This window comes from Nocardioides sp. Z50_6, from assembly GCF_058215755.1.
This window is the reverse complement of the sequence record NZ_JBZAJB010000001.1, coordinates 418,115-441,717: the sequence shown is the minus strand read 5'-3', so window position 1 is coordinate 441,717 and position 23,603 is coordinate 418,115. Positions and strand designations below refer to the sequence as shown.

At 71.3% G+C, this 23,603-nt stretch carries 22 protein-coding genes and 2 tRNA genes; 18 read left to right on the top strand and 6 right to left on the bottom strand.

The genetic code is table 11. From position 1 onward, the window contains the following. Nucleotides 1-63 precede the first annotated feature (63 nt). Complete coding sequence (ettA, locus tag AC4BGE_RS02095; RefSeq protein WP_490569737.1) at nucleotides 64-1,746, top strand: energy-dependent translational throttle protein EttA; 1,683 nt, start codon at nucleotides 64-66, stop codon at nucleotides 1,744-1,746. A gap of 247 nt (nucleotides 1,747-1,993) precedes the next feature. Here ettA and AC4BGE_RS02090 read toward each other — a convergent pair whose 3' ends face one another. Further along, nucleotides 1,994-2,491 carry a MarR family winged helix-turn-helix transcriptional regulator gene (locus tag AC4BGE_RS02090; protein ID WP_490574194.1) on the bottom strand — a complete coding sequence of 166 codons (498 nt, stop codon included), beginning with the start codon at nucleotides 2,489-2,491 and terminating at the stop codon, nucleotides 1,994-1,996. 96 nt (nucleotides 2,492-2,587) lie between these two features. Then, nucleotides 2,588-3,802, bottom strand: coding sequence for an acetyl-CoA C-acetyltransferase (locus AC4BGE_RS02085; RefSeq protein ID WP_490569739.1), 1,215 nt, complete (start codon nucleotides 3,800-3,802; stop codon nucleotides 2,588-2,590). A 147-nt stretch (nucleotides 3,803-3,949) separates the two neighbouring features. Between AC4BGE_RS02085 and AC4BGE_RS02080 the strand changes: the two genes are divergently transcribed. Beyond that, on the top strand, nucleotides 3,950-4,822 hold the full coding sequence (locus AC4BGE_RS02080) for an acyl-CoA thioesterase (RefSeq protein WP_490574193.1): 873 nt from the start codon (nucleotides 3,950-3,952) through the stop codon (nucleotides 4,820-4,822). A 2-nt stretch (nucleotides 4,823-4,824) separates the two neighbouring features. Here AC4BGE_RS02080 and AC4BGE_RS02075 read toward each other — a convergent pair whose 3' ends face one another. Further along, nucleotides 4,825-5,238, bottom strand: a complete 414-nt coding sequence (locus tag AC4BGE_RS02075; protein ID WP_490574192.1) for a globin — start codon at nucleotides 5,236-5,238, stop codon at nucleotides 4,825-4,827. Nucleotides 5,239-5,267: 29 nt separating this feature from the next. Then, nucleotides 5,268-6,344 carry a mechanosensitive ion channel family protein gene (locus AC4BGE_RS02070; RefSeq protein ID WP_490574191.1) on the bottom strand — a complete coding sequence of 359 codons (1,077 nt, stop codon included), beginning with the start codon at nucleotides 6,342-6,344 and terminating at the stop codon, nucleotides 5,268-5,270. A gap of 79 nt (nucleotides 6,345-6,423) precedes the next feature. Here AC4BGE_RS02070 and AC4BGE_RS02065 point away from each other — a divergent pair, with 79 nt between their 5' ends. Together AC4BGE_RS02065 and AC4BGE_RS02060 are read left to right on the top strand one after the other, a co-directional pair. Beyond that, a complete protein-coding gene (locus AC4BGE_RS02065; protein WP_490569743.1) occupies nucleotides 6,424-6,801 on the top strand; it encodes a hypothetical protein in 378 nt (125 codons plus the stop codon). Beyond that, complete coding sequence (locus AC4BGE_RS02060; RefSeq protein ID WP_490569744.1) at nucleotides 6,779-7,171, top strand: DUF5130 family protein; 393 nt, start codon at nucleotides 6,779-6,781, stop codon at nucleotides 7,169-7,171. The genes AC4BGE_RS02065 and AC4BGE_RS02060 overlap by 23 nt, the downstream gene beginning before the upstream one ends. Nucleotides 7,172-7,282: 111 nt before the next feature. On the opposite strand, the gene pepN is transcribed toward AC4BGE_RS02060, so the two are convergent. Continuing rightward, nucleotides 7,283-9,877: an aminopeptidase N gene (gene pepN, locus AC4BGE_RS02055; RefSeq protein ID WP_490569745.1), complete on the bottom strand. Its 2,595-nt coding sequence runs from the start codon at nucleotides 9,875-9,877 to the stop codon at nucleotides 7,283-7,285. Between the two features lie 42 nt (nucleotides 9,878-9,919). On the opposite strand from pepN, the gene AC4BGE_RS02050 reads away from it, so the two are divergent. Beyond that, complete coding sequence (locus AC4BGE_RS02050; RefSeq protein ID WP_490569746.1) at nucleotides 9,920-10,531, top strand: mycothiol-dependent nitroreductase Rv2466c family protein; 612 nt, start codon at nucleotides 9,920-9,922, stop codon at nucleotides 10,529-10,531. A 75-nt stretch (nucleotides 10,532-10,606) separates the two neighbouring features. Here AC4BGE_RS02050 and AC4BGE_RS02045 read toward each other — a convergent pair whose 3' ends face one another. Next, nucleotides 10,607-11,302, bottom strand: a complete 696-nt coding sequence (locus tag AC4BGE_RS02045; RefSeq protein WP_490574190.1) for a GOLPH3/VPS74 family protein — start codon at nucleotides 11,300-11,302, stop codon at nucleotides 10,607-10,609. A gap of 54 nt (nucleotides 11,303-11,356) precedes the next feature. Here AC4BGE_RS02045 and metG point away from each other — a divergent pair, with 54 nt between their 5' ends. The 13 genes from metG (at nucleotide 11,357) to clpX (ending at nucleotide 22,703) form a co-directional block, all read left to right on the top strand. Then, a complete protein-coding gene (metG, locus tag AC4BGE_RS02040) occupies nucleotides 11,357-13,147 on the top strand; it encodes a methionine--tRNA ligase (RefSeq protein WP_490574189.1) in 1,791 nt (596 codons plus the stop codon). Continuing rightward, entirely contained in the window at nucleotides 13,144-13,728 is a 585-nt protein-coding gene (locus AC4BGE_RS02035; protein WP_490574188.1) for an LURP-one-related family protein, read from the top strand. Before metG ends, AC4BGE_RS02035 begins: the two co-directional genes overlap by 4 nt. Nucleotides 13,729-13,737: 9 nt before the next feature. After that, nucleotides 13,738-14,637: an alpha/beta hydrolase gene (locus tag AC4BGE_RS02030; protein ID WP_490574187.1), complete on the top strand. Its 900-nt coding sequence runs from the start codon at nucleotides 13,738-13,740 to the stop codon at nucleotides 14,635-14,637. A gap of 35 nt (nucleotides 14,638-14,672) precedes the next feature. Then, nucleotides 14,673-15,179 carry a ribose-5-phosphate isomerase gene (locus tag AC4BGE_RS02025; protein ID WP_490569751.1) on the top strand — a complete coding sequence of 169 codons (507 nt, stop codon included), beginning with the start codon at nucleotides 14,673-14,675 and terminating at the stop codon, nucleotides 15,177-15,179. Continuing rightward, nucleotides 15,172-16,056 (top strand): Fpg/Nei family DNA glycosylase, encoded by an 885-nt coding sequence (locus AC4BGE_RS02020; RefSeq protein ID WP_490574186.1) that lies wholly within the window; start codon nucleotides 15,172-15,174, stop codon nucleotides 16,054-16,056. Before AC4BGE_RS02025 ends, AC4BGE_RS02020 begins: the two co-directional genes overlap by 8 nt. Next, on the top strand, nucleotides 16,049-17,140 hold the full coding sequence (locus AC4BGE_RS02015; protein ID WP_490574185.1) for a PP2C family protein-serine/threonine phosphatase: 1,092 nt from the start codon (nucleotides 16,049-16,051) through the stop codon (nucleotides 17,138-17,140). Before AC4BGE_RS02020 ends, AC4BGE_RS02015 begins: the two co-directional genes overlap by 8 nt. Before the next feature lie 125 nt (nucleotides 17,141-17,265). Further along, nucleotides 17,266-17,339, top strand: a tRNA-Gly gene (locus AC4BGE_RS02010). 35 nt (nucleotides 17,340-17,374) lie between these two features. Beyond that, a tRNA-Pro gene (locus tag AC4BGE_RS02005) sits at nucleotides 17,375-17,447 on the top strand. Nucleotides 17,448-17,490: 43 nt separating this feature from the next. Then, entirely contained in the window at nucleotides 17,491-18,903 is a 1,413-nt protein-coding gene (gene tig / locus AC4BGE_RS02000) for a trigger factor (protein WP_490569754.1), read from the top strand. A gap of 223 nt (nucleotides 18,904-19,126) precedes the next feature. Next, complete coding sequence (locus AC4BGE_RS01995; RefSeq protein WP_490574184.1) at nucleotides 19,127-19,873, top strand: hypothetical protein; 747 nt, start codon at nucleotides 19,127-19,129, stop codon at nucleotides 19,871-19,873. A 193-nt stretch (nucleotides 19,874-20,066) separates the two neighbouring features. Next, nucleotides 20,067-20,681 carry an ATP-dependent Clp protease proteolytic subunit gene (locus AC4BGE_RS01990; RefSeq protein WP_489967098.1) on the top strand — a complete coding sequence of 205 codons (615 nt, stop codon included), beginning with the start codon at nucleotides 20,067-20,069 and terminating at the stop codon, nucleotides 20,679-20,681. A gap of 3 nt (nucleotides 20,682-20,684) precedes the next feature. Beyond that, nucleotides 20,685-21,293 carry an ATP-dependent Clp protease proteolytic subunit gene (locus tag AC4BGE_RS01985; RefSeq protein WP_490569756.1) on the top strand — a complete coding sequence of 203 codons (609 nt, stop codon included), beginning with the start codon at nucleotides 20,685-20,687 and terminating at the stop codon, nucleotides 21,291-21,293. Between the two features lie 129 nt (nucleotides 21,294-21,422). Beyond that, entirely contained in the window at nucleotides 21,423-22,703 is a 1,281-nt protein-coding gene (gene clpX / locus AC4BGE_RS01980; RefSeq protein ID WP_490569757.1) for an ATP-dependent Clp protease ATP-binding subunit ClpX, read from the top strand. Nucleotides 22,704-23,603: the final 900 nt, after the last annotated feature.

The window sequence follows — 23,603 nt, the reverse complement described above, 5'->3', positions numbered from 1 at the left end:
TGCGGTGCTCACCCGGTGACGGCGGTGCGGTGCGGGCGCGGTCCCACAGGTAGGGTCGCAGGCATGGCTGAGTACGTCTTCACGTTGCGCAACGTGCGCAAGGCCCACGGCGACAAAGTGGTCCTTGACAACGTCACCCTCTCGTTCCTGCACGGCGCCAAGATCGGTGTCGTCGGACCCAACGGTGCCGGCAAGTCGACCCTGCTCAAGATCATGGCGGGTCTCGAGCAGCCCAACAACGGGGATGCCATCAAGGACCCCGAGGCCACCGTGGGCATGCTCCAGCAGGAGCCGCCGCTGACCGAGGGCAAGACGGTCCTGGAGAACGTCGAGGAGGCGGTCTTCGAGATCAAGAGCAAGATGAAGCGCCTCGAGGACGCATACATGGAGATGGGCGAGCCCGACGCCGACCAGGACGCGCTGATGGCCGAGACCGGGGAGCTGCAGACGTTCCTGGACGACCACGCCGCCTGGGACGTCGACAGCCGCCTCGAGCAGGCGATGGACGCGCTGCGCTGCCCGCCGCCGGACGTGCTGGTCGACAACCTCTCGGGTGGTGAGCGTCGTCGCGTCGCCCTCTGCAAGCTGCTCCTCCAGCAGCCCGACCTGCTCCTGCTCGACGAGCCCACCAACCACCTCGACGCCGAGTCGGTGCAGTGGCTCGAGGGCCACCTGAAGAGCTACCCGGGCGCCGTGCTGGCGATCACCCACGACCGGTACTTCCTCGACAACGTCGCGGAGTGGATCGCCGAGGTCGACCGCGGCTCCATCCACGGCTACGAGGGCAACTACTCCACCTACCTGGAGACCAAGAAGGAACGGCTCAAGATCGAGGGGCAGAAGGACGCCAAGCGCGCCAAGATGCTCGAGAAGGAGCTGGAGTGGGTCCGCTCCAACGCCAAGGCCCGCCAGACCAAGAGCAAGTCCCGCCTGGCCCGCTACGAGGAGCTGGCGGCAGAGGCCGACAAGGCCCGCAAGATCGACACCGCCGACATCAACATCCCGCCCGGCCCGCGGCTGGGCGACGTGGTGCTCGAGGCCTCGCACCTGACCAAGGGCTATGACGACCGCGTGCTGTGGAACGACATCAGCTTCACCCTGCCCCGCGCGGGCATCGTCGGCGTGATCGGCCCCAACGGCGTCGGCAAGACGACCCTGTTCCGGATGATCACCGGCGACGAGACCCCCGACTCCGGCAAGCTCACGGTCGGGCAGACGGTGAAGATCTCCTACGCCGACCAGAGCCGCGGCGGCATCGACCCCAACAAGAACGTCTGGGAGGTCGTCTCCGACGGCCTGGACTTCATCAAGGTCGCCAACTTCGAGATGAACAGCCGCGCCTACGTGGCGTCGTTCGGCTTCAAGGGCCCGGACCAGCAGAAGAAGGCCGGCGTCCTGTCCGGCGGTGAGCGCAACCGGCTCAACCTCGCGCTGACGCTCAAGATGGGCGGCAACATGCTGCTCCTCGACGAGCCCACCAACGACCTCGACGTGGAGACCCTCTCGGCGCTCGAGGACGCGCTGCTCGACTTCCCCGGCTGTGCCGTGGTCACCTCCCACGACCGGTGGTTCCTCGACCGCGTCGCCACCCACATCCTCGCGTGGGAGGGCACCGAGGAGGACGGCGGCAAGTGGTTCTGGTTCGAGGGGAACTTCGCCTCCTACGAGGAGAACAAGATCGAGCGCCTGGGTGCCGAGGCGGCGCGACCGCACCGGGTCACCCACCGGCGGCTCACCCGCGACTGAACCCGCGGGCGCACGACCAGGGGGGTCGGGCACGAGTCACCCGGAGCACGAGGAGTCGAGGCTCGCCGCCGCGGGGAGGGCCGTCCAGGGCCTGGTGCTGGAGCGCCTGGCGGCGGGGTCCTTCCTCTGGGCCGCTCGCCACTGAACGGCCCCCGCCTCGCGGCGGGTGGCGGGACCACGCGGAGACCGCCCGGAAGATGCCCCAGGGTGCGAAGCCCGACGAGGCTGGCCCCCGGGTCCGAGGGGCTCAGGAGGAGGCGCGCATCTCCATCTCGGGGTGGCGGGCGATGAGGTGGTCGGCGACCGCGTTCATCACCCGGCCCACGGCCTGGAAGTCCTCGTCCGAGACCAGGTCGACCAGGTTGTTGCGGACCCCCGTGACGTGGACGTGGGCGGCGTTGCGCAGCAGCTCCATCCCCTCGTCGGTCAGCGTCGCGACGACGCCACGACCGTCGTCGGGGGAGGCGGCGCGCACCACGTAGCCGCTGCGTTCGAGCCGCGCGATCGTGTGCGTGACCCGGCTGCGGCTGTGGGCCAGGGCGTCGGCGAGCTGGGCCATCCGCATGGCACGGCCCTCGCGCTCGGAGAGGCGGACGAGGATCTCGTACTCGGCCAGCGAGATGTCGAAGGACTCCCGAAGGTCGTCGTCCAGCCGGTCCAGCAGCAGGGTGTGGCCGAGCATCAGGGCCCGCCACGCCCGTTGTTGTGGCTCGTCGAGCCACCTGGTCGCCCCCGAGTCGGTCATGGGGACGAGCCTATCTCCCCCGATGTCCAACGGACGGCAACGCCCGCCCCGAGAGCCGGGCGGCTCCTGGGGCGGGCGTGGCGTGCGGTCGGTACCTCAGATGCGCTCGAGGATCAGCGCCATGCCCTGGCCGCCACCGACGCACATGGTGATCAGGCCGGTGGACTTGTCGTGCCAGTCCAGGCTGTTGAGCATGGTGGCCTGGAGCCGGGCCCCGGTCATCCCGAACGGGTGACCGACGGCGATGGCCCCGCCGTTGACGTTGAGGCGGTCCAGGTCGATGCCCAGCTCCTGGTAGGACGGGACGACCTGGGCGGCGAAGGCCTCGTTGATCTCGACCAGGTCGATGTCGCCGATGCTCATGCCCGCGTTGGCCAGGGCGCGCCGGGTGGCCTCGACTGGGCCGAGGCCCATGATCTCGGGGGAGAGGCCCGAGACGCCCGTGGCCACGATCCGGGCCAGCGGCGTGAGGCCGAGCTCGGCGGCCTTGGTGTCGCTCATGACCACCACGGCGGCGGCGCCGTCGTTGAGGGCGCAGCAGTTGCCGGCGGTGACCACCCCGTCGGGGCGGAAGACGGGCTGCAGGCCGGCGAGCGCGTCGTAGGTGACGCCGGCGCGGGGGCCGTCGTCGGCGGTGACCACGGTGCCGTCCGGGGTGGTGACCGGGGTGATCTCCCGGGCCCAGAAGCCGTCGGCGATCGCCTTCTCGGCCAGGTTCTGGGAGCGGACCGCGAACTCGTCGAGCTCCTTGCGGTCCAGGCCGCGCAGCCGGGCGACGTTCTCGGCCGTCTGGCCCATCGCGATGTAGACGTCGGGCAGCAGGCCCTGGTCGCGCGGGTCGGACCACTCGTGGCCGCCTTCGGCCAGCTTGGCGGTGCGGCTCTGAGCGTCGTCGAAGAGCGGGTTGACCGTGTTGGGCAGGTGGTCGGAGGTGCCCTTGGCGAAGCGCGAGACGGTCTCCACGCCGGCGGAGATGAAGACGTCGCCCTCACCGGCCTTGATGGCGTGGAAGGCCATCCGGGTGGTCTGCACCGAGGAGGAGCAGTAGCGGGTGATCGTGGCCCCCGGCACGTCGTCCATGCCGTTGATGACGTTGACCACGCGGCCCATGTTGTTGCCCGACTCGCCGCCGGGCAGCCCGCAGCCGAGCAGGGTGTCGTCGACGGTGTGGGGGTCGAGGGCGGGGACCTTGTCCAGCGCGGCCTTGATGATCGTGGCCGCCAGGTCGTCGGGGCGCAGGTCCTTGAGGGACCCCTTGTTGGCCCGGCCGATCGGCGAACGAGCTGCGGAAACGATCACTGCCTCGGGCATGGAAGCTCCTCTTCGTGTACTCATCGTCAAGACGGCGCCCACCCTACGTCGGGGGCGCGCACCGCGGCAGTGTGCGCCCGCCCCAGGGTCCTTGGGCGCCGAGCCTGCCGGTCCCGGCCCGGTGGGCCGGATGAGAGCATCGCGAGCGTGCGCCACCTCTACGAGTGCCCGATGCGCTGGGCCGACCTCGACGTCCTCCACCACGTCAACAACGTCGTCTACGTCGACTACCTCCAGGAGGCCCGGGTCGACATGCTCCGCACCCATGCGCCCGGCCGCGGGGACCACCCGGCCGGGGAGCGGCCGGGGGAGGGGCTGGTGGTGGCCCAGCACGACATCTCCTACCTGACCCCGCTCGAGCTGCGGCCGGAGCCGGTGCGGATCGAGTGCTGGGTGACCGAGATCAGGGCGGCCAGCTTCACCATGGCCTACGAGATCTTCGACGAGGCCGACGGCATCCGGACCCCCTATGCCCGGGCCACCACGCTGCTCACCCCGTTCGTCTTCACCGAGGACCGTCCCCGCCGGCTGAGCGCGGACGAGCGCGAGGTGCTCGAGCGCTTCTGGGAGCCCGCCGAGGCCGCCGGGTCGCTGCTCGGCCGCAACGCGCCGCAGGCCGAGCCGTCGGGCAGCTACGACCTCCGGGTGCGCTTCAGCGACGTGGACGTCTACGGGCACGTCAACAACGTGAAGTACCTGGAGTACTACCAGGAGGCCCGGATCGCCATGATGGGCCTGCTGGCGACCGAGGAGAGCGGCCAGGGGGTGGTGACGGTGCTGGCCCGCACCCAGGTGGAGTACCGCTCGCCGATCCTCTTCCGGGCCGAGCCCTACACGGTCAGCTCGTGGGTCACCCGGCTGGGCTCACGCTCGATGGTCGTCGAGTCGCAGATCCGCGACGGCGACCGGCTGATGAGCCGGGCCGCGGTGGTCCTGGTCTTCTTCGACCCCCGCACCCAGCGCAGCACCGAGCCGCCCGAGGCCCTGCGCGCCCGGTTGGCCGAGCTCGCCGTCGGCTGAGGTCAGGACGGCCGCGCGGCCGGACCGTCGGTGGCCCGGGGGACCTCGTTGGCGTTGACCATGAACTGGGCGGCGTGGGTGACGTAGTCCCAGAACTGCGCGTCCTGCTCCGGCGTCAGCCCGACCTTGTCCAGCCCGGCTCGGAAGTGCACCAGCCAGCGCTGGGCGGCCGTCGGGGTCACCTCGAACGGCGCGTGGCGCATCCGCAGCCGGGGGTGGCCGCGGGTCTCGGAGTAGGTGCTGGGGCCGCCCCAGTACTGCACCAGGAAGAGGGTGAACCGCTCGGCGGCCGGCCCGAGGTCCTCCTCGGGATACATCGGGCGGAGGAGCGGATCGGTCGCGACGCCCTCGTAGAACGTGTCCACGACCGTGCGGATGGTCTCCATCCCGCCGATCTCGTCGTAGAAGCTGCTCACGCCCCCATTGTGCAGGCCGTCGCCCCGGCTCACCGCCGCGGGGCGTCCGGCCGCTCGCCCGGCGACTCGCCCCCGTCGGCCGCGCGCTGGGCGGGGGAGTCCTCCTCGGGCATCTCCGGCGTCCACTCCACGTAGCGGGTGTGCGGGATGACGATCCCCTCGTGGTCGAAGCGCGCCTTGATCCGCTCGCGCAGGGTCCGTGCCACCGACCACTGCTCCATCGGCGCGGTCTTGAGCGAGACCCGCACGGTGATCCCGTCCAGGGTCATCGCCTCGACCCCGGGGTCGTCCGGCTTCTCGATCACCCGGCCCTTGAAGTCCTCGTCCTCCCACATGCCCTCGGCGACCTCGGCGAGCACCCGGCGCACCCGGGCCAGGTCGGCGTCGTAGGTGACGGTGATGTCCAGGACGGCACGGGCCCAGTTCTGGCTCATGTTGCCCACCCGGAGGATCTCGCCGTTGCGGACGTACCAGACGGTGCCGTTGATGTCGCGCAGCCGGGTGACCCGCAGGCTGACCGCCTCCACGGTGCCGGAGGCCTCGCCGAGGTCGACCACGTCGCCCACGCCGTACTGGTCCTCGACGAGCATGAAGATGCCGGAGAGGAAGTCCTTGACCAGCGTCTGGGCGCCGAAGCCCAGGGCCAGGCCCAGGATCCCCGCGCTGGCGATGATCGGCGCGATGTTGACCCCCAGTTCCGAGAGGATCATCGTCGCCGCGATGGCCAGCACGACACCGCTGATGATGCTCTTGAGCAGGCTGCCCATCGTCTTGGCCCGCTGGACCCGACGGGTCCGGGCCGCCAGGTCGCGCGGCGAGGTCTCCGCACTCCGGCCGAGCCTGGCCGAGGTGGTGATCGCCGCCCGGGCGACCCGGTCCGGGACCATGCCCAGCTCGGCGCGACGCACCACCCGGTCGACCACCCGGTGCAGCATCCAGCGCAGCAGCAGGGCACCGAGCACCAGCAGCGAGATGGTGAGCGGCTTGCCGATCACGATGTCGGCCAGCTGGGCGAGCCGGTCGTTCCCGGTCGTCCGCTCGGTCCACTCGCACAGGGTCTGGTCGTCCTCGCAGGGGCCGGAGGGCAGGAGAGACAGCGCAGGCATGGCGCTCAGTATGTCGAGCCGGTGGTGAGCCACCGTGGTCAGGTGCCGGCTCGCGGAGCGGGCGCGATATCCTCACCCCGTGACCTCCACGACCTCCTCCGAGACCAGCCCCGCCCGCGTCCTGCGCTCGTCGCTGCGCCTGATCGTCCCGGTGGTCGTGGCCGGCTCGGTGCTCCTCGCCGCGCCCGCCCTCGCCGACGTCCCGGAGGGCTGGTCGGAGCCCGACCCCGTCTCCGCCATGGACTTCCTGCTCCTGCTGGTCGCCCTGCCGCTGGGTGGCGTGGCGCTGGTGACCCTGCTCTTCTACGCCCCCATCCTGGCGCGCGGCGAGAAGATCTCGACCCGCACCGCTCCCGTCGAGGACCAGTGGCTCGGCGGGCCGCGCGGTGGCCGCGCCGAGGTCGAGGAGTCGACCACCGCGTCGAAGGAGACCGGTGGGGCAAGTGGCAGCTGGTGAGCTGACCGGCCGGCAGCAGGCCGAGCTCGACCGGGCCATCCGCGCGGCCGAACAGACCAGCAGGTTCGAGTTCTCCCTCTTCCGCGGGGTCGTCGACGGCCCCCCGCGCCCGTTCGCCGAGCGGCTGCACGCCGCGCTCGCCACCCCGGAGCGCAGCGTGCTGATCGTCGTCGACCCGATGGCCCGGCACCTGGAGGTGGTGACCGGCCGCGAGGTGCGCCGTCACCTCACCGACGACCAGGTGGGCCTCGCCGTGGTCGCCATGCAGACCGCCTTCGCCGAGGGCGACGAGGTCGCGGGCCTCAAGCGAGGGATCTCGCTGCTGGCCGAGCACGCCGTCGCGCCCCGCACCCTGCACGCGCGCAACTGACTCCCCGCCCTGCTCGCCGCGCGAGCCCGGCCCGGGGGCACGACGAGAAGGAGCCCGGAGGCGTCACGCCTCCGGGCTCCTCCACGTCGTCGGCGGGGCCGACCGGCTCGGTCAGCCGGCGGCGGCCCGGGCGTCGCACTCCTGCGCGGCCAGCGCCCGCTCCACGTCGGCCAGGCCCTCCCGCGCGTAGCGCTGGGCCCCCTTCGGCGCGGTCGAGCCCTCCAGCCAGGCACGGACCCGGGTCGCCAGCTCGGGCGAGGCCAGGACCTTGGGGAAGCCGTACTCCAGCACCGTCGAGGCCTTGTGGAACCCGAGGGTGTCGATGAGGGTGTCGGCCGCCTCCAGGTACTTCTCCAGGTAGGGCGCCACGACCTCCTCCTGACCGGGGCGGAAGATGGAGAGGACCATCTCCCGGGAGGTCTCGTTGGGGGTGGCCGGGTCCATGATCGCGGCCCACCCGGCGGCCTTGGCCTGCTCGGTCGGCTGGGCGACCCGGGCGGCGGCCGCCTTCTCCTTGCCCTCGATCGTCGCGTCGTTCGCGAGCTCGGCGTCGATCGCGGCGTCGTCGGCACGGCCGGCGGCGGCGAGCGAGGTCAGCAGCGCCCAGCGCAGGTCCTGGTCGACGGCGAGGCCGTCGATGACCACGGAGCCGTCCAGCAGCCCGGCCACGTCCGCCAGGGCGTAGTCGGAGCGGGCGGCCGCGGCGTAGGAGCGGGCGAAGGTGAGCTGGTGGTCGCTGCCGGCCTCCGCGGCGAGCAGCAGGGCGCGGAGCCCCGCCTCCCACTCCGCGCGCAGCTCGGCCCGGGTGGCCGGGTCGGAGTAGAGGTTGACCGCCATCGCCGCCGAGACCGGGATCCGGGTGACGCCCCAGGAGTCGGTCTCGTGCCCGATGTTGGCCAGCACCAGCCGCACGAAGTCACGGGCCGGGAGCTCGCCGTCGCGGGTCATGTCCCAGGTCGCTCCCCACACCAGGGCACGGGCCAGCGAGTCCTCGACCCGGGAGAGCCCGTCGACCGCGGTGGCCAGGGAGCGCTCGTCGAGCCGGATCTTGGCGTAGGCGTGGTCCTCGTCGTTGAGGAGCAGCAGCGCCGGCTGCCGCACGCCGACCAGCTCGGCCACCTCGGTGGCCTCGCCCTCGACGTCGACCTCCAGGTAGTCGCGGCGGACCAGGCGGTCCTCGCCGTCCTCGCCGGGCACGGCGTCGTAGAGGCCGATGCCCAGCCGGTGGCGCCGCAGCGTCGGCTGCTCGGGCGCGGCGCTCTGCAGGACCGAGAAGGAGGAGTAGGTGCCGTCCTCGGCCACCTCGAAGGAGGGGCGCAGCGTGTTGACGCCGGCGGTCTGCAGCCACTCCTGCGCCCAGCCCTGGAGCTCGCGCCCGGAGGCACTCTCCAGGGCCGTGAGCAGGTCGCCGAACTCGGCGTTGCCGAAGGCGTGGTCCTTGAAGTACTGGCGCAGCCCGGCGACGAACGGCTCCAGGCCCACCCAGGCCACCAGCTGCTTGAGCACCGAGGCGCCCTTGGCGTAGGTGATCATGTCGAAGTTGACCTCGACCGCGTGCAGGTCGACGTTGTCGGCCGCGATCGGGTGGGTGCTGGGCAGCTGGTCGGCCCGGTAGCCGGTCTGCTTGCGGGCGTTGGCGAAGCCCGTCCAGGCGTCGGTGAACTCGGTCGCCTCGGCCTCGCACCAGTAGCAGGCCCACTCCGCGAACGACTCGTTGAGCCACAGGTCGTCCCACCAGCGCATGGTGACGAGGTTGCCGAACCACATGTGCGCCATCTCGTGGGTGATCACCGAGGTGCGGAACTCGTAGAAGGAGCGCGGCTGCCGGCTGCGCGGCAGGTACTCGTCACGCAGGGTGACGCACCCGGCGTTCTCCATCGCGCCCATGTTGTACTCCGGCACGTAGAGCTGGTCGTACTTGCCGAAGGGGTAGGGGAAGTCGAACTTCTCCTCGAAGAACTCGAAGCTCGCCCGGGTGGTGCGCACCAGCTCCTCGGTGTCCATCAGCTCCGCCAGCGACTGCCGGCAGTAGTGCCCCAGCGGGATGGTGCCGAACTTGCCCTCGTAGGTGTCGCGGACCTCGTGGTACTCGCCGGCCACCACCGCGGTGATGTAGGTGGACATCCGTGCGGTCGGCTCGAAGCGCCACACCGCCTTGCCCTCGCCCAGCGGCTCCGGGGTGGGGCTGGGGGAGTTGGAGACCACCTTCCAGTGGTCCGGCGCGGTGACGTGGAAGGTGAAGCTGGACTTGAGGTCGGGCTGCTCGAAGGTGGTGAAGACGCGACGCGCGTCCGGCACCTCGAACTGGCTGTAGAGGTAGACCCGGTCGTCGGCCGGGTCGACGAAGCGGTGCAGGCCCTCGCCGGTGTGGCTGTAGGTGCAGTCGGCACGGACCACCAGCACGTTGTCGCCCTGCAGGTCGTCCAGCAGGATCCGGCTGTCGGCGTAGGCGGTGGCGGGGTCCAGGGGGCGGCCGTTCAGGGTGATCTCGTGGACCTCGGCGTCGACCAGGTCGGCGAAGGTGCTCGCGCCAGGCTCTCGGCAGGAGAACTCCAGCGTCGTGGTGGAGCCGAAGGTCTTCTCACTCGTGGTGAGGTCGAGCTCGACGGTGTAGGACGTCACGTCCAGGAGAGCGGCGCGGGTGGCCGCCTCGTCCCTGGTCAGGTTGGTTCCGGGCATGGTGTCCATCATGTCACTGCGGGCCACGGCGTCCAGGGTCGGCCGAGGGGCGTCTGCTTCACTTCGGGGGTGACGAACTCAAAGACCGAGGCCGACTTCTGGTTCGACCCTCTGTGCCCCTTCGCCTGGATCACCTCCCGATGGATCCTCGAGGTGGAGCAGGTGCGCGACATCGAGGTCACCTGGCACGTGATGAGCCTGGCCTACCTCAACAAGGACAAGGACATCCCCGAGGACTACCGGAAGATGCTGGAGCCGGCCTGGGGCCCCGTGCGGGTCTGCATCGCAGCCGAGCAGCGCCACGGCCGCAAGGTCCTGCTCCCGCTCTACACCGCGCTGGGCAACCGGATCCACCTCCAGGAGCAGCCGATCAGCCGCGAGCTGATCACGGCCGCCGTCGCCGAGGCCGGTCTCCAGGCCGACCTGGTCGACGCGATGGACGACTCCTCCTACGACGAGGCGGTGGCACGCTCGCACCACGAGGGGATGGACCAGGTCGGCGACGACGTGGGCACCCCGACCATCGCCATCGAGGGGGCGGCGTTCTTCGGGCCGGTGCTCTCGAAGATCCCGCGAGGCGAGGAGGCCGGTCAGCTCTGGGACGGCTGCGTCGCGGTGGCGAAGGTGCCCTACTTCTACGAGCTCAAGCGCTCGCGGACCGGCGAGCTCGACTTCAGCTGACCGCTGACCGCTGACCGCTGACCGCTGACCGCTGACCGCCGGTGGTCGGCGGCCGGCCCGGCCGCGGCTGCCCGCTCAGGACCCGGCGGCGGTGACGGCGGCCGCGGTCGTCACCGCGGTGGTGATCGCCGCGGTCGAGGCCGCGACGGCGTCCCGCACGCCCTGGGCCGCCCAGCTCCCCTCGGCGATGGCCTTCGCCCGCCCCCGCACCTCCCGGGAGCTCAGCGCTCCGCGGTCCACCACCCGGTGTGCCTGGTCGACCGCGGCGAGCAGGGCGACCAGGCTCGCCGTGCGCGGGTCCGGCTGTGCACCGCCGACCAGGCACCGCTGCAGCGCGGCGCGGAGCTCCTGCTCGTGCCTGCGGTCCGAGGCCGGCCAGGTGCGGCTGGGGAAGAGCCCCAGCACGCGCGTCTCCCGCTCCTCCAGGATGCCCCGCGCCACCAGCCGCCGCTGCAGCTCCTCGCGCGTCCCCCTGCCGAGGCGACCGACGAGGTCGGATGCGGTGCGCGGCTTCTCCGAGACGGTCTGCCAGGCCTCCGCCAGCAGCGGGTCGGGCCGGTCCTGGGAGCGGGGCTGACGCGCGTGCACCCGGGGTGTGTGGAGGAATCCCCGCTTCTCCTCCACCTCGACGGCCCCGTCGAGCGCCAGCTCGACGAGCAGGGCCCCGCCGAACAGTGGCCGGGACTGGGACGAGGCGGCGAGCCGGCCCTTCTCGTCGTCCATGAGCAGCAGCATCAGGTCCTCGGCGACCAGCATGGGGGTTTCGGTCATGGGGCGACCCTAGCCGCGGCGGCTCGGCTCGACGCACGTCACTAGGATCGACCCATGACCAAAGTCCTATCCGCAGTCGCCTGGCCCTACGCCAACGGCCCGCGCCACATCGGCCACGTGGCCGGGTTCGGCGTGCCCTCCGACGTCTTCAGTCGGTACATGCGGATGGCGGGGCACGACGTGCTCATGGTCTCGGGCTCCGACGAGCACGGGACCCCGATCCTGATCGCCGCGGACGAGGCCGGGCTGACGCCCCAGGAGCTGGCCGACCGCAACCACCGGCTCATCGTGGAGGACCTGGTCGGCCTCGGGCTCTCCTACGACATGTACACCCGCACCACCACGCGCAACCACCACGCGGTGGTCCAGGAGATGTTCCGCGGCGTCTACGACAACGGCTACTTCGTGGAGCAGACGACGTACGGCGCCATCTCGCCGTCCACGGGGCGCACCCTGCCCGACCGCTACATCGAGGGCACCTGCCCGATCTGCGGCACCCCGGGCGCCCGCGGCGACCAGTGCGACGCGTGCGGCAACCAGCTCGACCCCCACGACCTCATCGACCCGGTGTCGCGGATCAACGGCGAGAAGCCGGAGTTCGTCGAGACCCAGCACTTCTTCCTGGACCTGCCCGCCCTGGCCGAGGCGCTGGGGGCCTGGCTCGACGAGCGGGACGCCTCGGGGACCTGGCGCCCCAACGTCATCAAGTTCTCCAAGAACATCCTCTCCGAGATCCGGCCGCGGGCCATGACCCGCGACATCGACTGGGGCATCGCGGTGCCGCTGGAGGGCTGGCAGGAGAACCCGACCAAGAAGCTCTACGTCTGGTTCGACGCCGTCATCGGCTACCTCTCGGCCTCCATCGAGTGGGCGCGCCGCACCGGCGACCCCGAGGCGTGGCGCCAGTGGTGGAACGACCCCGAGGCCCTGTCCTACTACTTCATGGGCAAGGACAACATCACCTTCCACAGCCAGATCTGGCCCGCGGAGCTCCTCGCCTACAACGGTCAGGGCAGCAAGGGCGGCGAGGTGCACGACTACGGCGTCCTCAACCTCCCCACCGAGGTGGTGAGCTCGGAGTTCCTCACGATGGAGGGACGCAAGTTCTCCTCCTCCAAGAAGGTGGTCATCTACGTGGCCGACCTCCTGTCGCGCTACCAGGCGGACGCCTTCCGCTACTTCGTCGCCGCCGCCGGCCCGGAGAACCAGGACTCCGACTTCTCCTGGGCCGAGTTCGTGCAGCGCACCAACTCCGAGCTGGTGGCGGGCTGGGGCAACCTGGTCAGCCGCACCGCCACCCTGGTCGCCAGGAACTTCGGGGAGATCCCCGCCGCCGGCGAGCTCACCGACGCCGACCGGGCGATCCTGGCCACCTGCGCGGAGGCCTTCGACACCGTCGGCGCTCAGATCGGGCGGAACCGGATGCGCCACGCCATCACCGAGGCGATGCGCGCCGTGGCGGAGGTCAACAAGTACGTCACCGACTCCGAGCCCTGGAAGATCAAGGACGACCCGGCCAGGCTGGCGACCGTGCTGCACGTGATGACCCAGTGCGTCCAGGACCTCAACACCGTGCTCAGCCCGTTCCTGCCGTTCACCGCCAACGAGGTGGACCGGGCGCTCGGCGGCGACGGCACGGTGCAGCCGCTGCCCAGGATCGAGGAGGTCGACGACCTCGACGGCGGCGCCGGCTACCCGGTGATCACCGGCGACTACACCTCGATCCGTGCCTGGGAGCGCAGGCCGGTGGTGGTGGGCACCCCGGTGGAGAAGCCGGCACCGGTCTTCACCAAGCTCGACCCCACGCTGGTGGACGACGAGCTCGCCCGGCTGGGCCTGGCATGACCGCACCCGCAGGGCAGCCCGTCCGGCACGTGCCCCGGTTCTACCTCCGGCAGCAGATCACCATGATGGTCAACCGCTACGACGTGCAGGCGGCCGAGCCGGACGGCTCGCCGGGTGCCCTGCTGGCCTTCGCCGAGCAGAAGCGCTTCGCGTTCAAGGAGCAGGTGACCTTCTGGAGCGACTCGACCCGCGGCCAGGCGGTCTTCGGGTTCAAGGCCCGTCAGGCGATGGACCTCGGGGCGGGCTACGACATCACCGACGGGGCGGGCGCCCCGCTGGGGTTCTTCCGCAAGGACTTCGGCACCAGCCTGCTGCGCTCGACGTTCCACCTCGAGGGCCCCGGCTACACCGGCACGGGTCAGGAGCGGAGCCTCCTGGTCGCGCTGGTGCGCCGGTTCACCGACGTGCCGTTCCTGCCGATCCACTTCGACTTCGTCGACCCGGGCGGGGCGCCGCTGATCTCGGTCTCGCGACAGCGGAGCCTGACCGACCGCTACACCGTGGACGTGCCGGACCCGCGGGTGGACTTCCGGGTCGCCGCCGCCCTCGCGGTGGCGATGGACGCTCTGATGGGTCGCTGAGGGGGAGAGATGGTGCTGCATCCACAGGCGCGGGCCGCGCTGGAGTCAGCTGCCGATGAGCCGTCGGTGACCGACCCCGGCTTCGACGTGGCGGCCTCCCGGGCGGCCGACCGCGCCGCGGCGCTCGCCGCGCCGCGCGAGGAGGTCGCCGAGGTCCGCGACGTGGAGGCCGCCGGGGTGCCCGCGCGGTTCTACCGACCGGCGGGCGACCCGGGAACCGGGCTGGTCGTGCACCTGCACGGGGGCGGGTTCGTGCTCAACGACGTCGAGGTGCACGACGCCTCCGCGCGCCGGCTCGCCAACCGCTCGGGCCTCGCGGTGCTCAGCGTCGACTACCGGCGTCCGCCCGAGCACCGCTTCCCGGCCGCTCCGGACGACGTGTCGGCGGTGGTCTCCTGGCTGGGCGACGGCGGCCTGGCCGCCCTCGGCCTGGAGCCCGGCACGCGGGTCTTCGGGCACGGGGACAGCGCCGGGGCCAACCTGGCCCTGGTCGCCGCCCTGCGCCACCCGGGGAGCTTCGCCGGGCTCGTGCTCATCTACCCCTTCCTCGACCCCACGATGGCGGGGGAGTCCTACCGCACCGAGGTGGAGGGCTTCGAGCCGGCGCAGGCCCGCTGGTACTGGGACCAGTACGCCGCCTCGCCCCAGGACCTCGAGGACCCGGACTTCGCCCCGCTGCGCTCCGAGCGGCTCGGCACCCTGCCGCCGACCCTGGTGGTGACCGCCGAGCACGACCCGCTGCGTGACGAGGGCGAGCTGCTCGCCGCCCGGCTGGCCGAGCTCGGCGTGGAGGTGGTGGGCACCCGCTACCTGGGGATGCTGCACGGGTTCTGGCGTCACCCGGACGCCTTCGACGCCGCCGAGCCGCTGATGGGACAGGTGGCGGGCTTCTTGCGCCAGCACCTGTGAGGAGGCGCCGCGTCCGTGGGTGAGAGAATGCCGTCATGCGCGTGCACCTCGGATCTGACCATGCCGGCCTCGAGCTCAAGGACCACCTGACGAACTGGCTGGTGGACGCCGGCCACGAGGTCGTCGACCACGGCCCCTTCGTCTACGACGCCCTCGACGACTACCCCGTCTTCTGCCTGCGTGCGGCCGAGGCGGTCGCCGCGGAGCGTGCCGAGGGGCTCGACAGCCTCGGCGTGGTGATCGGCGGCTCCGGCAACGGCGAGCAGATCGCGGCCAACAAGGTCCTCGGGGTCCGCTGCGCGCTGGCCTGGTCGGAGGAGACCGCGGCGCTGGCCAAGGAGCACAACGACGCCAACGTCGTCTCGGTCGGCGGCCGGATGCACTCCCTGGAGGAGATGACCCGCTTCGTCGAGGTCTTCCTCACCACCCCCTTCTCCGGGGACGAGCGGCACGTGCGCCGGATCTCCCAGATGGCCGACTACGAGCAGACCCGCGACCTCCCGCCGCTCCCGGAGTCGGCCCTGAAGGGGCCGGATGCCTGAGGGGCACACCCTCCGACGGCTCGCCGACGACCTGGGCCGCACGTTCACCGGACACCTCGTCACCGTCTCCAGCCCCCAGGGGCGCTTCGAGGCCGAGGCGCGCCAGCTCGACGGCTCGCTGCTGGTCGGCGCCGACTCCGCGGGCAAGCACCTGTTCGTCGAGTTCGCCGGCGACCGCTTCGTCCACGTCCACCTGGGGCTCTACGGCGGGTTCGCCGTGCATCCCGGGGTCGCGCAGGTCCCGCCTCCGGTGGGACAGGTCCGGCTCCGGCTCGAAGCCGTGACCGGTCCTGCCGCCTTCTCCTACGCCGACCTGCGCGGTGCCACCCGGTGCGACCTGGTGGGCCGGGCGGCCGTGGAGCAGGTGCTCGCGCGCCTGGGCCCGGACCCGCTGCGATCGGACGCCGACCCGGCAGCGGCCTGGGAGCGGATCCGGCGCAGCCCCCGCTCGATCGGGGAGCTGCTGATGTCGCAGGACGTGATCGCAGGAGTCGGGAACGTCTACCGCGCCGAGGTGCTGTTCCGGCAACGGCTGCACCCGCTGCGCCCGGGCAGCAGCGTGCGCCCCTCGCGGTTCCGGGCGGTGTGGGACGACCTCGCCGAGCTGATGGCCGAGGGGGTCAGGCTGGGCCGGATCGACACGGTGCGGCCCGAGCACACCCCCGAGGCGATGGGGCGGCCCGCCCGCCGCGACGACCACGGCGGGGAGGTCTACGTCTACCGCCGGACCGGTCAGCCGTGCCTGGTGTGCGGCACCGCCGTGCGCACCGACGTGCTGGCCGGCCGGAACATCTTCTGGTGTCCTCGATGCCAGCCCCGTTTCCGGTCGCGGGCCCTAGGATCACAGGCACCCGCACGCGAGGACACCCATGGCTGAGAGGAACTCGGTGCTGGCCGCCTCCACCCGACGAGTCCGCCAGCGCTACCAGCGCGCCGTGCGCACGGGCATGTCCGACGAGCTGGTGCTGCTGGTCGTGGTGACCCTGCTGATGGCCGCGGCCATCATCGGGCTGCCCAGCGTGGCGCCGCTGATCCTGCTCGTGCTGCCGATGGTGGTGGCCAGCCTGGTGCTGGGCCCGCGCCAGCTGCCGTGGTTCATCGTCTTCGTGCTCCTCACGCTGGCCGTCACCGTGACCCAGCACCCGCGGGTGACGCTGCTGGTCGCGGTGAGCGTGGCGGTGCTCTTCGGGCTGGGCTTCATCGTGCTGCTGGGGTCGTTCCGGCGCTCCCGGCTGGGGGTGGCCGGCGTGATGGGGGAGTCGATGCTGGTCGACCTGCGCGACCGCATCCTCAAGCAGGGCGCGATCCCGCCCCTGCCGCCCCGTTGGGAGGTCGACTGGGAGCTGCGCTCGGCCGGCGGCACGCCGTTCGCCGGCGACTTCGTGGTCGCGAGCCGCTCCGCGCCGCAGCGCCTCGAGGTCGCGGTGGTCGACGTCTCCGGCAAGGGCGAGGACGCCGGCACCCGGGCGCTGCTCCTCTCCGGGGCCTTCGGCGGGCTGCTGGGCGCCATGGAACCGGCGGAGTTCCTGCCCGCCGCCAACGCCTACCTGCTGCGCCAGGACTGGGAGGAGGGCTTCGCCACGGCGGTGCACCTCTCGCTGGACCTCTCCTCGGGACGCTTCGAGATCCGCTCCGCCGGTCACCCGCCGCCGGCCGTCCATGACGCGGGGACGGGGCGGTGGAGCGTCGTCGAGGCGCACGGGCCCCTGCTGGGGCTGATCGAGGACGCGACCTTCGAGGCCGCGGCGGGGTGGCTGCGTCCGGGCGACGCGATGCTGCTCTACACCGACGGCCTGGTCGAGGACCGGGGGCTGGACATCGCCCTGGGCATCGACCGGATGCTGGGGCAGGCCGAGCGGATCCTCCGCGGGAACTTCCAGGACGGGGCCGCGCGGCTGATCGACGCACTCGGGTCGCCGGACGACGACCGCGCCCTGCTGATGGCACACCTGCGCCGGTAGGCGGACCCTTCCGGCCCCGGGTCCGCCCGGTCGGCGGCCCGCCCTCGGTTACGGATCGGGGGGCGGCGTGTGGCACCATGGCAGCGCGCATTTCCGCGGCGGCGAGCCCTCCGTGAGGCGTGCACGCGGATGTAGCTCAATGGTAGAGCCTCAGTCTTCCAAACTGATTACGCGGGTTCGATTCCCGTCATCCGCTCCAAGGAGCCCCTGACCGGCAAGGCCGAGGGCACTTGGCGGGGCGTAGCGTAGTGGCTAGCGCGCCTGCTTTGGGAGCAGGAGACCGCAGGTTCGAGTCCTGTCGCCCCGACTTCCACACGACGACCACGTACCACCGATGAAGGAGAACACCTGTGAAGAGCGCCGTCGAGAACTTGAGCCCGACCCGGGCCAAGCTGACTGTCGAGGTGCCCTTCGAGGAGCTCAAGCCGAGCCTCGACGCGGCGTACAAGAAGATCGCCCAGCAGATCAACGTCCCCGGCTTCCGGCGCGGCAAGGTCCCGCCGGCCGTGATCGACCGCCAGGTCGGCCGCGGTGTCGTCCTCGACGAGGCGATCAACCAGGTGGTGCCCGCCAAGTACATCGAGGCGATGCAGGAGCACGACCTCGAGCCGCTGGCCCAGCCCGAGATCGAGGTGACGCGCCTGGAGGACAACGAGCTGATCGAGTTCTCCGCCGAGGTCGACGTGAAGCCCCAGTTCGACCTGCCCGACTACGAGGGTGTCTCGGCCGAGGTCGAGGACACCGAGGTCTCCGACGCCGACGTCGAGGAGCAGGTCGAGGCGCTGCGCGAGCGGTTCGGCACCCTGGTCGACGTCGAGCGCCCCGCCGCCGAGGGCGACTTCGTCACCATCGACCTGCGCGCCGACCAGGACGGCGAGACCGTCGAGGGCGGCGAGGTCTCCGGCATGTCCTACAAGGTCGGTCGCGGCGGCATGCTCGACGGCCTGGACGAGGCGCTGGTCGGCATGGCGGCCGGCGACGAGAAGACCTTCTCCTCCCAGCTGGTGGGCGGTGACCTGGTCGGCCTCGACGTCGAGGTCACGGTCACGGTGACCGGCGTCCAGGAGCAGCAGCTGCCCGAGCTCGACGACGAGTTCGCCCAGCTCGCCTCCGAGTTCGACACCGTCGAGGAGCTCACCGCCGACGTGCGTGAGCGCCTGGGCCGCGGCAAGCGTCTGGAGCAGGCCGCCGCCGCGCGCGACGCCGTCCTCGAGGCCCTGCTGGAGAAGGTCTCCATCCCGCTGCCCGACACCCTGGTCACCGACGAGCTCAACGCGCGTCGCCAGAACATCGAGCAGCAGCTGGTCTACGCCGGGATGACGATGGAGAAGTACCTCGAGGACGAGGGCCAGACCACCGAGGAGTTCGAGGCAGACCTCGAGCGCCGGGTCCGCGACGCGATCACCGCCCAGTTCGTCCTCGACGCCATCGCGAAGAAGGAGGAGCTGGGGGTCGACCAGAACGACCTCTCCCAGCACATGGTGATGCGCGCCCAGCAGTCCGGCCAGGACCCGCAGGAGTTCGCCAACCACATGTTCGAGCACAACCACATCCCCGACCTGGTGCAGGAGATCCTGCGCGGCAAGGCTCTGGCCCGGGTCGTGGAGTCGGCCGAGGTCAAGGACGCCTCCGGCAACGTGGTCGACCTGAAGAACCTGCGTCCCGACGGCACCCTCGGCGAGCCCGCCGACGAGGCCGACGACTCGGAGCCGGCCGCCGAGTCCGGCTCGGAGACCGACTCCGAGGACTCCGAGAAGGCCTGAGCCACCCTCGTCCTCCCGAACGCCCCGTCGGCGACCACCAGGTCGTCGGCGGGGCGTTTCCCGTTGTCCGCACCTGGCAATACGCAGGACTACGGATGCGAAGGCGTTGATCCTGGGTCTACAAAGGAGGATCCGCCTTCTCTCGTGCGGACTCCGCCACGCCCTGTGGCTCCCGGCCTGACGGAGAACCATCACGGAGCCGAGGACGAGGATCGAGATGATGATGAGGAACAACCGAGGCGTCGCCGGGTTGGCGGTGGCCGTGCTGGCACTGAGCGTGGCGTGGGGGAGCAACGCCACCGCGGGCTCGTCGCAGAGCGCGGAGCGCCACCAGGCTGCGCCGCCCCTCTCGAAGGCCGAGACGAAGGCCGTGAAGAAGCTGGCCACGAAGATCGCGCGCCGCCAGGCGGCCCAGGTCCTGAAGCGCGAGGCGCCGACCTTGTCGGTGGCCTCCGCCCGGAGTGCGGAGACCGCGACCAGGGCCCTGACCGCCGACCGGGCGGCGCTGGCCGACCGGGCGGCGCTGGCTGACCGGGCGGCGCTGGCCGACAACGCCACGATGGCCACCAACGCCCAGAACGCCGCCAACGCCGGCAAGGTCGGGGGACTGGACGTGAAGAAGTTCGTCGCCCGGGTGGCGCCCGACGGTGCACCGGTCACCCTGGTCTCCGACCGAGGGTTCACCGTCACCGCCTCGTGCGGGGGCGGCGTGCCCGGGCTCCTGGCGGCCTCCTCCGTGCCCGGCGGGGTGCTGCGGACCACCGCGATCGACAACAACGAGGCGCTGCGCACCAACGGGTCCGCCAACCTGAGCGCCGCCGGGCTCACCTTCGAGGCCGATGCCGGTGACGGGCTGGGCTCGGCGACCGCCGAGTTCGTGACGGCGGCCGGCGAGGTGGTCAGCGTGTGGATCGGCTACCGCAACGACGCGCCCGCCTGCGTCTTCTTCGGCAACCACCTGGTCGGCTGAGGCGCCGGGGGAGGGACGGGCCCCGGCCGCACCCCGCCGGGGCCGACACGCGGGTACAGCGGCGCGGACCCACGGTCCGGGCCGCTGTGCGCTGTGGGCGAACAGGCGTGGATAACGCGTGGAACTGTCGGGGCCACGGGCTAGTGTCACTGGCGTGAACCCGAACTCCAGCGCTTCCCAGACGACGCCGCAGATGAACGGCGGCGGTTCCTACGGGCTCGACGACCACATCTACCAGCGGCTCCTCAAGGAGCGGATCGTCTTCCTCGGCTCCGAGGTCCGCGACCAGAACGCCAACGCGATCTGCGCGCAGCTCCTCCTGCTCTCCGCGGAGGACCCAGAGGCCGACATCTTCCTCCACATCAACAGCCCCGGTGGCTCCGTGGACGCGGGGATGGCGATCTACGACACGATGAACTACATCCCCAACGACGTCGCGACCGTGGGCATGGGCCTGGCCGCCTCGATGGGTCAGTTCCTGCTCTGCGCCGGCACCAAGGGCAAGCGCTACGCCCTCCCGCACGCGCGCATCATGATGCACCAGCCGTCCTCCGGGATGGGCGGCTCCGCCTCGGACATCAAGATCCAGGCCCAGCAGTCGCTGCACATCAAGAAGGTGCTGCTCGAGCTCATCGCCCAGCACACCGGTCAGAGCGTCGAGCAGGTGGAGGCCGACGCGGACCGCGACCGGTGGTTCACCGCCGACCAGGCCCGCGACTACGGCTTGGTCGACCAGGTCATCAAGAGCGCCCGCGAGGCCGCCGACGAGGGTCGTCCCGCCCACTCCACCGACTCCGACAAGGACTGATCGATGAACTACTACATCCCGCAGTGGGAGGAGCGGACCTCCTACGGGTTCCGCCGGATCGACCCCTACGCGAAGCTCTTCGAGGAGCGCATCATCTTCCTCGGCTCGCCGATCTCCGACGACGTGGCCAACGCCGTGATGGCGCAGCTGCTCTGCCTGGAGACGATGAACCCCGACCAGGACATCTCGATCTACATCAACTCCCCGGGTGGCTCCTTCACGGCCCTGACCGCGATCTACGACACGATGCGGTTCATCAAGCCCGACGTCCAGACCGTCTGCCTGGGCCAGGCCGCCTCGGCCGCCGCGATCCTGCTGGCCGCCGGCACGCCGGGCAAGCGGATGGCGCTGCCCAACAGCCGCATCCTGATCCACCAGCCCTACACCGAGGGCACGTTCGGCCAGACCTCCGACATCGAGATCCAGGCCAACGAGATCCTCCGCATGCGCGAGCTGCTGGAGAAGATGATCGCCGAGCACAGCGGCAAGGACATCGAGACCGTGAGTCGAGACATCGAGCGCGACAAGATCCTCACCGCCGATCAGGCGGTCGACTACGGTCTGATCGACTCGGTGCTCGCTCCGCGCTCGAGCGCGCTCGCTCTCGGCTGACGAGCGGTCCGGACACAGTCACGTCGGTCTCCGTGTCCCGCCCCCGACAGGGGCGGGCACGGGGTACCGTCAAGGAGTTTCAGCAGCACCACGCCGGGTCCGCCCGGCCGAACCGGAGGATGATCGCCCGTGGCACGCATCGGTGACGGCGGCGACCTGTTGAAGTGCAACTTCTGCGGGAAGAGCCAGAAGCAGGTCAAGAAGCTCATCGCCGGCCCGAACGTCTACATCTGTGACGAGTGCATCGAGCTGTGCAACGAGATCATCGAGGAGGAGCTGGCCGAGGGCACCGAGGTCGGCCTCGAGGAGCTGCCCAAGCCCAAGGAGATCTTCGAGTTCCTCAACTCCTACGTCATCGGCCAGGAGCACGCCAAGAAGTCCCTGGCGGTCGCGGTCTACAACCACTACAAGCGCGTCCAGTCCGGGCTGAGCGGCACCGCCGGCAAGCACCACAAGGACGAGGTCGTCGAGGTCGCGAAGTCCAACATCCTGGTCATCGGCCCCACCGGCTGCGGCAAGACCTACCTGGCCCAGACGCTGGCGCGGATGCTCAACGTCCCCTTCGCCATCGCCGACGCCACGGCGCTGACCGAGGCCGGCTACGTCGGCGAGGACGTCGAGAACATCCTGCTCAAGCTGATCCAGGCCGCCGACTACGACGTCAAGAAGGCCGAGACCGGCATCATCTACATCGACGAGATCGACAAGGTGGCCCGCAAGGCGGAGAACCCCTCGATCACCCGTGACGTCTCCGGCGAGGGTGTGCAGCAGGCCCTGCTCAAGATGCTGGAGGGCACGACCGCGTCGGTCCCGCCCCAGGGCGGGCGCAAGCACCCGCACCAGGAGTTCATCCAGATCGACACCACCAACATCCTCTTCATCGTGGGTGGTGCCTTCGCCGGGCTCGAGCACATCGTCGAGCAGCGCGTCGGCAAGAAGTCGCTGGGGTTCACCGCCGAGGTGCGCGGTCAGGCCGAGCGCGAGGCCGAGGACCTGATGGCCCTGGTGCGCCCCGAGGACCTGACCAAGTTCGGCCTGATCCCCGAGTTCATCGGCCGGCTCCCGCTGATCGCCAGCGTCAGCAAGCTGGACACCGAGGCGCTGGTCCAGATCCTCACCGAGCCCCGCAACGCGCTGGTCAAGCAGTACCAGCGTCTCTTCGACCTCGACGGGGTCGAGCTGGAGTTCACCGAGGACGCGATCGCCGCGATCGCCGAGAAGGCGCTCGAGCGTGGCACCGGGGCCCGCGGGCTGCGCGCCATCATCGAGGAGGTCCTGCTCCACGTCATGTACGACGTGCCGTCGCGCGGTGACGTCGCGAAGGTCATCGTGACCAACGAGGTCGTGCGCGAGGACGTGGCTCCGACCCTGGTGATCCGCGAGCCGGAGAAGAAGAAGCGCTCGGCCTGAGCCACGGCCCTTCTGCCCCCCGGGGGGCCGTGGGTCTCGCGACGGCCTGACCCACTCGGGGCAGGCTGGGTAGTCACTTGTGACCATTTGGTCCTTTTGCCCCCCGGGACCCCGCTCCGCGTCGCACACTTGACGGGTCGGATCCACTCGGGAGGAACAGGACTCTGCCATGAGCGCCGAGCACAAGAGGCCGTTGTTCGCCTTCATCGCCGTCGCGGTGCTGTGCGCCCTCTTCCTGGGCCACGCGATCCGCAGCGAGGCGATCGTCGGGGTGCTCCGCGCGCTGCCGGGCCCGGTGACGGGCCAGCTGTGGAGCCCGGACGGCGCTCCCGACCGCGGAGTGGACGGCGGTCGGCCGGCGGCGGGCGAGCCCGATGCCCACGCCCCGACGGACGTCTCCGTTCTGCTGCGTCCGGCCACGCGCAGTGAGGGATCGCGCGCGACGGTCGGCCAGCCTGCCGCACCCGCCGTCTCCTCCCCGGCCGAGACCCGGGGGCACGCAGCGACGCCACCGGCGCCCCGGCGGTTCGAGCCGCGGACGCCGGTCCCGACGGACCCCACCGCGGTCCCTCCGACTCCGCCGACGACCCCGCCGACGACCCCGCCGACGACCCCGCCGACCGAACCGCCCACGGTCCCGCCGACCACCCCGCCCACGGTCCCGCCGACCACCCCGCCGGTCCAGCGGCCCGGGGAGGGACCCAAGGCGCCCCAGTCGGCGCCGCCGGTCGTCAGGAAGCCGGTCACCGCTCCGCCCGGCCTCGCGCCAGCCGTCCCGGCAGGCAAGCACGGCCACCGGGGGAAGGGCCCGGCGCCGGCGGTGCAGGCCCCCGTGACCCCGGTCGCTCCGGCGCCTCCGGTGACCCCCGCGGCCCCGGTGAGCCCCGTGCCCACCCCGCA

What these genes read in the sequence shown, in the direction of transcription:
- ettA (WP_490569737.1), top strand. Translation starts at nt 64, where the DNA reads ATGGCTGAGTACGTCTTCACGTTGCGCAACGTGCGCAAGGCCCACGGC.
- AC4BGE_RS02090 (WP_490574194.1), bottom strand. Translation starts at nt 2,491, where the DNA reads ATGACCGACTCGGGGGCGACCAGGTGGCTCGACGAGCCACAACAACGG.
- AC4BGE_RS02085 (WP_490569739.1), bottom strand. Translation starts at nt 3,802, where the DNA reads ATGCCCGAGGCAGTGATCGTTTCCGCAGCTCGTTCGCCGATCGGCCGG.
- AC4BGE_RS02070 (WP_490574191.1), bottom strand. Translation starts at nt 6,344, where the DNA reads ATGCCTGCGCTGTCTCTCCTGCCCTCCGGCCCCTGCGAGGACGACCAG.
- AC4BGE_RS02045 (WP_490574190.1), bottom strand. Translation starts at nt 11,302, where the DNA reads ATGACCGAAACCCCCATGCTGGTCGCCGAGGACCTGATGCTGCTGCTC.
- metG (WP_490574189.1), top strand. Translation starts at nt 11,357, where the DNA reads ATGACCAAAGTCCTATCCGCAGTCGCCTGGCCCTACGCCAACGGCCCG.
- AC4BGE_RS02035 (WP_490574188.1), top strand. Translation starts at nt 13,144, where the DNA reads ATGACCGCACCCGCAGGGCAGCCCGTCCGGCACGTGCCCCGGTTCTAC.
- AC4BGE_RS02030 (WP_490574187.1), top strand. Translation starts at nt 13,738, where the DNA reads ATGGTGCTGCATCCACAGGCGCGGGCCGCGCTGGAGTCAGCTGCCGAT.
- AC4BGE_RS02025 (WP_490569751.1), top strand. Translation starts at nt 14,673, where the DNA reads ATGCGCGTGCACCTCGGATCTGACCATGCCGGCCTCGAGCTCAAGGAC.
- AC4BGE_RS02020 (WP_490574186.1), top strand. Translation starts at nt 15,172, where the DNA reads ATGCCTGAGGGGCACACCCTCCGACGGCTCGCCGACGACCTGGGCCGC.
- AC4BGE_RS02015 (WP_490574185.1), top strand. Translation starts at nt 16,049, where the DNA reads ATGGCTGAGAGGAACTCGGTGCTGGCCGCCTCCACCCGACGAGTCCGC.
- AC4BGE_RS01995 (WP_490574184.1), top strand. Translation starts at nt 19,127, where the DNA reads ATGAGGAACAACCGAGGCGTCGCCGGGTTGGCGGTGGCCGTGCTGGCA.
- AC4BGE_RS01990 (WP_489967098.1), top strand. Translation starts at nt 20,067, where the DNA reads ATGAACGGCGGCGGTTCCTACGGGCTCGACGACCACATCTACCAGCGG.
- AC4BGE_RS01985 (WP_490569756.1), top strand. Translation starts at nt 20,685, where the DNA reads ATGAACTACTACATCCCGCAGTGGGAGGAGCGGACCTCCTACGGGTTC.